We start from the raw sequence: 8,252 nt of genomic DNA, 5'->3' as shown, positions 1-8,252 counted from the left end.
TGCTGAATTTACTGCTGCCAAGGTCATGCGCTGGCTGCGAGACGCTGCAATCGGTCCGGCCTTCATCGCGCCTGGCAGTCCGTAGCAAAACGGGTTCGTCGAGAGCTTCAACGGCAAATTGCGTGACGAATTGCTGAACCGGGAATGGTTCCGCAGCCGCGCCGAGGCCAAGTTGCTCATCGAACGCTGGCGGCAGTTCTACAACGAGCGCCGGCCCCATAGCGCGCATCGCTATCAACCGAGGCCGTTCTCCAAGATTGAAATGGCCCGAAGAAATCAGGTAGGTCAGCCTTGGCGACTGGCTCAAGCTTCTCAGGCGCACGCGCCACGACGGACGGTCTAGACGAGCCGATTACGCTGGGGTGGCCAGGCGTTTACCTGGCGTGGCAGTCGTGTAGGCCAATCCGCCGTCGAAGAGAGCCCAATCAAGGAGGGGTGCCTCTGACACCAGAGGCGTCCGTCCAGTGTGAGGATTTGCGCTATAGAGGCGACTATTCAGACTTCACCAACTGATGGATCAACTGGTTTTGTCAATGGTCCCGAGACGTGCCTCAATCAAGACGCCGGCTTTTCTGAGAACGTTGCCTATAACGCAGGCTTTGTCAGCGCGAGTCACCAATGCTTCTATTGCGGCGATATCATCGTCGGTAGCGGCAGGACCGACCGTAAGCGCAGTGTTATGCCGGATGTAAAAGGCGTCATCAGTCTCCACCGAATGGGTGGTAATGGCCAGGTGCTGTACCGGGATTTTGCGGTTCTCCAGGATAGCGGTCAGCGTCGCAATGAAGCATGCCGCTGCTGATGAAGCCAGCAGTTCCTTGGGATTGGCACCTTCGCCACTGCCGCCAAGAGCGGCTGGGATGCCGATCTGCACGCCGAAGTTCTTGCCTTTGACCATCCCGGTTCCTTTGAAGCCGTTGTTCCAGCACAGGTCCAGGTTGATTTCACTTGCTGCCATGGTGTTTTTACTCCAGTTGAGATTATTTATGCTGCAAGGGCGCGCCGTAACGGTTAGGTTCAGGGCACAGAAGATCAGTGGTCATCTAGGCCTTGTCCAGAAACCGCTCGGCATCCAGAGCGGCCATGCAGCCGAAGGCAGCGGAGGTTATGGCTTGGCGGTAGTGCTGGTCAGCAACGTCGCCCGCCGCGAACACGCCTGCGACCGAGGTCTGGGTGGTGTTGCCACCCAGACCCGAACGGATCTTGATGTAGCCGTTATTCATTGCCAACTGACCGTCGAACAACTGGGTGTTGGGGTGGTGGCCGATCGCGATGAAGAAGCCATTCGCGGCGATGTTTCGGGTGCTGCCGTCGAGCACCGACTCCACCCGCACGCCAGTGACGCCGGTGCCGTTACCCAACACCTCGTCGACTTGATGATGCCAGACGGTCTCGATCTTGCCGGTCTTAACTCTGGCGAAGAGCTTGTCCTGCATGATCTTCTCGGCGCGAAGGGTGTCGCGCCGGTGCACGAGGTAAACCTTTCGGGCGATGTTGGACAGGTACAGGGCCTCCTCGACAGCGGTGTTGCCGCCGCCGATTACGACCACGTCCTGGTCGCGGTAGAAGAATCCGTCGCAGGTGGCGCAAGCCGATACACCGCGGCCCTTGAAGGCCTCTTCGGACGGAATCCCCAGGTACTTTGCAGTGGCGCCGGTCGCGATGATCAGCGCATCACAGGTGTAAGTGCCTCTGTCGCCAGTCAAGGTGAGGGGACGCTCGGACAGGTCGGCGGAGTGGATGTGGTCGAAGATCACCTGGGTGTCGAAGCGCTCAGCGTGAGCCTGCATCCGACCCATCAGGTCCGGGCCCATCACACCAGGAGCATCGCCTGGCCAGTTGTCGACCTCGGTGGTGGTCATCAGTTGGCCACCGTGCTGCAGCCCGGTAATGACCACTGGTTTGAGGTTGGCGCGGGCAGCATAGACGGCGGCGGTCCAGCCGGCGGGGCCGGAGCCGAGAATGATCAATGGGTGGTGCGCATTGGAGGACATCACGCAACGTGCCTCATCACCAACTGACTCAGCTTGCTCTTGTCCGACAAGCCTACGTTGCTTTCCAATGCCTGCCCATCTTTGACCACCACGATCGTCGGAATGGAACGAATGTGGAACTGGGCTGCCAGATTCGGCTGTTCGTCGATGTTGACCTCAGCGAAATGCGCCGCAGCCTTGAACTCGTCCGCTACGTGCATGAAGATCGGCAGGATCATCGAGCACGGCTTACACCAGCCGGCCCAGAAGCGGATTACATGGGTGCCCGGCGCCAGTGCGACAGCAGCGTCGAAGTTGTCTTCTGTCAGTTGAGTAATCATCTGGAATCCTATTGGGAGGGAAGGGGAGTCGGGAATCATGTCGTACCGACGGCTTCGTCGGCATAGCGGCTGCCAAAGCGCGCACGCTCGGCAGCACAATCACGTCGGTCAAGCCAACCACTGAGCAACACGAGCACCATGCTTATCGCGACCACGCAGATGGCCCGGGCGGCCATGATTAAGACCTGCAGACCACGCGGGATTCTCGGGGCTGGCTTCTGCCCGATAGCAGTATCAATCGTCATATCAATCGCCGGAGGTTAATTTATGGATCGATCGATCCATAAATTAACCTCCGGCAGCGCCGCCGTCAATGATTTCTGGATTGTATAATCTGTAATTCCTTCATTGACACAGGATCGACGCCCATGGCACGCACCGGACGCCCCAGAACCTTCGACCGCGACGCGGCGGTGGAACGGGCGATGCTGCTGTTCTGGGAGCGCGGCTTTGAAGCGACCACGCTGGCCGAACTGCGAACCGCGCTGGGCGACCTGTCCGCGGCGAGCTTCTACGCAGCCTTCGGATCCAAGGAGACGTTGTTCAGCGAATGCCTTGCCTTGTACATGCGTACCTGCGGCGAACTCGCCAGGCAACTGCAGACGCGCCCGCACGGACCGCGGGAAGCCATGCGCGCCATGCTGCACAGGGCCATCGAAGTGCAGACCTCGGACGGCAAGCCGAAGGGCTGCATGGCAGTTCTGTCCAGCTTGAACTGTTTCGGCGAAAGCAGTTCGGTCGAAAAGGAAGTCGCACAGGCGCGGCGCATCACCGGAGCGGCGATTGTCGAATGCGTCATGGCCGGCGTGGCGGAAGGCGAGCTTCCCTCAGATACCAATGGCGCTGCGTTGGCGTTGGTCATTGACACCTTTCTCAAGGGGGTGGCGATCCAGTCCCGCGACGGGGCTCCAGCGGCGACCCTGCACCAGGGGGCGGAACTAATCATGCAGTTGTGGGGGCCGTGTGCCCATGCCATTTGACTGTAAGCGGCCCATCTTTGACGTTTGGCAGTGAGCAACAGGAGCAAGGAACATAGGTGTCCGCGTAGTTGCCTCGCCCCATTCCGGAAACCCTTGGGGCTGATCCCGTGGCGCACAGCACGCGGGTCCAAGCCTGTCACGCGTGCGATAGCACGTCTGGCAAGCCCGGCGTGATGATGTGTCTGGGAGAACGGGGGAAGGCCACTCGCCCAAACGGTGTTGGCCGCCGCGTGGAGCTTACGAGCCCAATGGTGGTGTGGCCAGATGTTTCAAGCCGATCGGAATGTTCGCGAAGTACGCTTTGACTTGCTAACGGAGTATTGTCTTTCCAGCTCGTTCGCCCCATGAACCTTATATATGTTCTTGGTCAGGTCGATGCCGATTGTTGCAATCTGCAGGGTGACACCCCTTCCGCTTCGAGTGGTCGATGCCACTTCCACTCTGGCACATTGCTACCTTCATCGGATGAGGGAAGCGTCCATGCCATCATTGCATGCAATGATTCGATCCTCAAGTTGGCAATGTACGCGCCGTTCAATAAGAACGGCGCGTACACACTATGCGGGAGTATGGAAGCGTCTACTACATGGTGAGAAGCAGCATAGGCCCCCTTGTCGCTTACTCAAGCATACGTTGCGCGCGCCCGAGGCTATCGTACACATGGGGCTTAGCACTTCGAAAGTACATTGCGAGGACTATGCCCGCAATAAGTGCGCCGGCAAGTACAAGCTCCAAGGCGGTATTCTGACCCGGATTCCCACCTACGACGAGGTCGAAGTGGAAAAGCGCAAATATGGATACGGCACCGAGAGAGGTGACGGCCACCGCGGGTGCGATAAAGACTTTGAAGACATTCTCGCCTGCAGGTACTCCCGTCCGGGCAAACCACGCAATTACCGAAAGGCTGACTAACGCCATCAGCAGGATAACGCCTATCGAACCAAGTCCGGTCAAGCGACCATACAGAGTGTTAGCGTCTGTTTTCTGCAAGATAAATGGCAACATCCCGACTGCCACGACCGCAGCGATCGCCGTAGAGGCTCGGTAGGGTGAGCAGTGGCGATCGTGCACGGCGGCGAAATAGGTCGGGACCGCTTTGTCTACGGAGAGATTGAATACGTATCGAGCGAGGACATTGTGAATTGAGATTAGTGCCGCGATCAACGAGAGAATCACGAAGCCGTACGAGATTTGGGTGAAAGCAGGGGCGACGAACTTTCCAATGGCTTCCGGAAACATTGTCGACGGTGACTTCGTGGCCGCATCAACGGCCTGGTGGCCATAAGCAGAAATCATTGTATAGGACGACAAAGCGTAAAGAATTCCAACAAACACAACCGCGAAGTAGGTCGCTCTCGGAATAGTCTTGTCCGGATCGCGCACCTCATCTCTGAAAAGGGCTGTTGCCTCAAAACCGAGAAAGACGAGGATGGCAAAGAGTAGCGTCACTGACATGTCCCCGTGTGCGAACGCTGATGGCATAATCGGGGTCAATGACAAGCCTTCTGAACCTCCTTTGGCGAGCACGGCGACGTTGAAAATCATTACAACGGCGACTTCAGCAACCAGCGAGAAAGATAGAACCTTCGCGGATAGCTCGATGTGGAAATATCCGAGCGTACTGACAATCACCCACGCTAGAGCTGTCCATATCCACCACGGTGTTTCCGGGCCGTGAAAACTCGTGATTAGCGCCGTGACGCTGATTCCAAAAAATGCATAGGTACCGGCTAATACGACCACGTATGAAATGACGGCTAGGAATGCACAACCTAAGCCGATTTCCTTTCCTAGGCCGGAGCTGATGAAAGCGTAGAAGTCGCCGGGCTTCGGGACGTGCTTCGCCATCGTCACATAACCGACTGCAAAAAGGATCATGAGTACGGTTGTCAGGATGAAGGCGAAGGTGGCGCCTTGTCCTCCGAACAGTATGGTGAACGGAATGAAACCCGATACAACTGCCATGGGTGCTGAGAAGGCCAGAACGCTCAAGGCGAGTGCGCCTACGCCCATTTGACCAGTCAGCCGTGCCGATTCACCGCGATCCCGTCCGGCAATATCAACTTCCTGCCGAGCGTATAGTACTGACGAGTTGCTGCCATCACGTGTATTCATAAGACGTCTCTCCTTGTGATTACCACGACGGTCTGCATCAACGATTGCAGTCCTTGATTGCCAATTAGGCGATTCCTGCTCTATCACTATTTTCGACAAAGTTTAATTGAATGATCTTTCGCTTTTCCTTGCGTATAAGGACTGGTTAAGCCTGTTCTATAATCGTCGACTGAATGTCCGTAAATCTTGAAAAATACTGAAATTTCTCTCGTCGCTACCGCTTTTCTTGCTGGTGGGACGGTGTGGTCAGCTCCGCCGCGATAGAGATGGCAATATTGGAATTTGTCGTCTGCTCTTGATCGATCGAAAGAAGAAATTCTGCACGATTAACCTGCACCCGAGAAACTCCTGCTTCGTGCGTAGCGACGCATTCGTCGGAGTCGACTCGAGAAGCAGAAGTCACGTCGGTACCCTAGAATCGGTGAGTCAAGCCGATCCTTAAGACGGTTTGATTTCCAGTCGACGATGGAGCCGTCGAGCCGATGATAATTGCGTTGTCGATACCAGTTTCCGTATGCGCATTATTGTGCTGATATGCACCTTGGACATAGACAGACGTCCTCTTGGAGAGGTCGTAGTCAATCGCAAGAGCCACCTGTTGCCAATTCGGGCTGGATCCGCCGCTATCCGTGTTCAGCTTCGCGTGGGTAAATGTATACGAGCCAGCAATCCAGAATGCCGGGGTTAGAAAATACTGTGCGTTAATTTCGATGTTGTCGAACTTCCATGACGTCCAGTTTTGAGTTCCTACATCGGAAATGTAAAGGCCACCGCGAGGATTTCCAAAGGTGGTATGCGAATAGGCGAGCGCAATGTTGGATGAATCTTGGAAGGTCCATTTAACCCCTGCGCCAATATTCTGCTGTGTCGCTGCGACGAATGCGGCACCGGTTTCCACGGCGCCAGTGTTTGTCGTTCCGCCATTGGTCTGTCTCGAGTATGCGATTGCGGCAGATATTGGGCCAGTGGAATAGGTTGCACCTGCGCTGTAGGCTCTATTTTCCGTGAAGCCGGTAGAGTTGCTAAACGCGTAGGCCAGTTCGGCCTGAAATCCTCTTAGCGTAGGTGAAACATATTTTATTGAGTTATTAAATCGATATGAATAATCTGCGTTATCGTTATCAAAAATATGCGCTGCAAAATCACCTATTGTCGAGCCGGCTGTCGTAAAGCCGCTCCACATGTCAATCATTGGGTCGTACTGCCGTCCTAGAGTGAAGTTGCCAAAGTCATTGGAATTTAGTCCAATATATGCTTGGCGTCCAAATAGCCGGCCACCGTAAAGCGAGTTGCCACTATTGATGTCAAAGCCGTTTTCAAGCTGGAACACCGTAGTCAAACCGCCTCCGAGATCCTCGACGCCTCGCAGCCCCCACATGCTGGGAGCAGCGTCACCGCTGACCATACTGTATCCTTTATGTCCGCCGGCGTTGCTGGTGAAATTGAATCCGTTGTCGATGGTGCCGTATAACGTGACGCTGCTTTGTGCATACGACACCCCGCACATCATCGACGCACAAACGGCCGCAACTGCTGATTTCTTCATTCTCTAACCCTTTTCTGAAGTCGAAATTTATGACGAACGTCCTAAATTGATAAGGCATACTATATATAGGTTTGCTAAATAAACACTACGCTAATACTCATTCGCACTCTTTGAACCTCGTTGCACGTCAAGGAACCCCTGGTGGACGAGCGGTTCACCTGGACATCATCGTTGGCCGCGCGTCTCCCACATCTGCGCTTGATTCATCCCGCAATCTAGGTCGGCGTGCGCCGGCGGAACGGCAACCCGTCGCTCCAGCCATACACCCATGCTCTACCTGGAAACTCTGCGGCATCGTTTTCCATACAGATCAGTATTCAGGATCGTGACAATAGCGTTCTACCGCGAGGTTCCGTCTTGGCGAAGCAAGATATGTTTCATGACCAATCTGCTCAAAGTTCTGGAGAGGAAACTTCTCCACGGTTGAGGCTCGCGCTGTACATGGATTGCGAACGAACATTCGTTACAAAATAAAGCGAGATTCGTGCCATGGCGGTTGTTCGTTCAAATTCGCGTGCCTCGGGGCCTGCGTTGTGCTTTCCTGCATCACAGCGGTGCGCGTATGCACACGATGCACCAGAAGCAAACAGATCTACATTTGCACCAAGGTCTGCGCTTGCCGATGTCTGGCTAACGAATGCTAGTTCATAACCATCGTGAGAAAATCTGCGGTTAACCCTGTGTTCGGAATAACACTAGGGTGACCGAGCAAGAGCTCACGGTAGCGATTGAGTGAAGCGGCCAAAGGCCGAGTCTGATGTCTGATAAGTGCGATGAACGAAGCTGAGATGACGGCTGGTATGAGCAAGTGTCAATTTAGGAGGTCGCCTGCAGGCGCGTGCATCTGTCTGATGTTTGCCGGAGAGAGATAGAGAAATGCAAGCGACGGGGCGCAGGTATTTACTGCCGATGTGTCCGGTCTTTCATTGCGTCGGTAGGAAAACCGCCGGTTGACTTCAAGGCTTACAAGAGAAGCGGGCAAGCTCACGTGGCGGTGCGATGTCTCGGTCGGAAAGCGCGGTCAGGGGCATGTTGTTGAGCTCAGAACGACTGGCGCTGGCGACGCGACAGAATTTCGCGGGTACTGAAAGAGGGAATTCGGTTAGTAGCCGGTCGCTTCGACACACTGCCTCTGGAACTCGCGTTCTGATGTGCCTGATCCGCCTGCACAGATTTGCCCACCGCACGAAGCGTGTCAATTCGTCGATAACGCTCTTGGATCAGTGGCAGATCGCCGATTGCGACGAAGACGATGCTTGAGGATTGCCCATGGCGAATCCGGCACGATGCCCGGCCC

General features: G+C 55.4%; 8 protein-coding genes and 1 pseudogene. 2 read left to right on the top strand and 7 right to left on the bottom strand.

Going from position 1 to position 8,252, the window contains the following annotated elements; translation table 11 throughout:
* Window positions 1-343: pseudogene (locus U4Z64_RS36965) on the top strand (integrase core domain-containing protein); the annotation flags it as partial.
* Between the two features lie 174 nt (window positions 344-517).
* Here U4Z64_RS36965 and U4Z64_RS36960 read toward each other — a convergent pair.
* The 4 genes from U4Z64_RS36960 to U4Z64_RS36945 all read right to left on the bottom strand — a co-directional run bounded on the left by U4Z64_RS36960 (window position 518) and on the right by U4Z64_RS36945 (window position 2,559).
* Window positions 518-958, bottom strand: a complete 441-nt coding sequence (locus U4Z64_RS36960) for an OsmC family protein (protein WP_321822648.1) — start codon at window positions 956-958, stop codon at window positions 518-520.
* Between the two features lie 85 nt (window positions 959-1,043).
* On the bottom strand, window positions 1,044-1,994 hold the full coding sequence (trxB, locus tag U4Z64_RS36955; RefSeq protein ID WP_321822649.1) for a thioredoxin-disulfide reductase: 951 nt from the start codon (window positions 1,992-1,994) through the stop codon (window positions 1,044-1,046).
* Window positions 1,994-2,314: a thioredoxin gene (gene trxA, locus U4Z64_RS36950; RefSeq protein ID WP_321822647.1), complete on the bottom strand. Its 321-nt coding sequence runs from the start codon at window positions 2,312-2,314 to the stop codon at window positions 1,994-1,996. The genes trxB and trxA overlap by 1 nt, the downstream gene beginning before the upstream one ends.
* Window positions 2,315-2,349: 35 nt before the next feature.
* A complete protein-coding gene (locus tag U4Z64_RS36945; protein ID WP_321822646.1) occupies window positions 2,350-2,559 on the bottom strand; it encodes a hypothetical protein in 210 nt (69 codons plus the stop codon).
* Between the two features lie 123 nt (window positions 2,560-2,682).
* On the opposite strand from U4Z64_RS36945, the gene U4Z64_RS36940 reads away from it, so the two are divergent.
* A complete protein-coding gene (locus U4Z64_RS36940) occupies window positions 2,683-3,294 on the top strand; it encodes a TetR/AcrR family transcriptional regulator (protein WP_321822645.1) in 612 nt (203 codons plus the stop codon).
* Between the two features lie 618 nt (window positions 3,295-3,912).
* On the opposite strand, the gene U4Z64_RS36935 is transcribed toward U4Z64_RS36940, so the two are convergent.
* The 3 genes from U4Z64_RS36935 to U4Z64_RS36925 all read right to left on the bottom strand — a co-directional run.
* Window positions 3,913-5,409, bottom strand: coding sequence for an APC family permease (locus tag U4Z64_RS36935; RefSeq protein ID WP_321822644.1), 1,497 nt, complete (start codon window positions 5,407-5,409; stop codon window positions 3,913-3,915).
* 412 nt (window positions 5,410-5,821) lie between these two features.
* Window positions 5,822-6,955, bottom strand: a complete 1,134-nt coding sequence (locus U4Z64_RS36930) for a porin (protein WP_321822643.1) — start codon at window positions 6,953-6,955, stop codon at window positions 5,822-5,824.
* 1,041 nt (window positions 6,956-7,996) lie between these two features.
* Window positions 7,997-8,252, bottom strand: a 256-nt coding sequence (locus U4Z64_RS36925; RefSeq protein WP_321822642.1) for a hypothetical protein, incomplete at its 5' end; no start/stop codon positions are given.

The organism is Burkholderia sp. BCC1996, assembly GCF_905339955.1.
Lineage (GTDB): Bacteria > Pseudomonadota > Gammaproteobacteria > Burkholderiales > Burkholderiaceae > Burkholderia.
The sequence above is the reverse complement of the archived record's forward strand: the minus strand, read 5'-3'. Positions and strand labels throughout refer to the sequence as shown.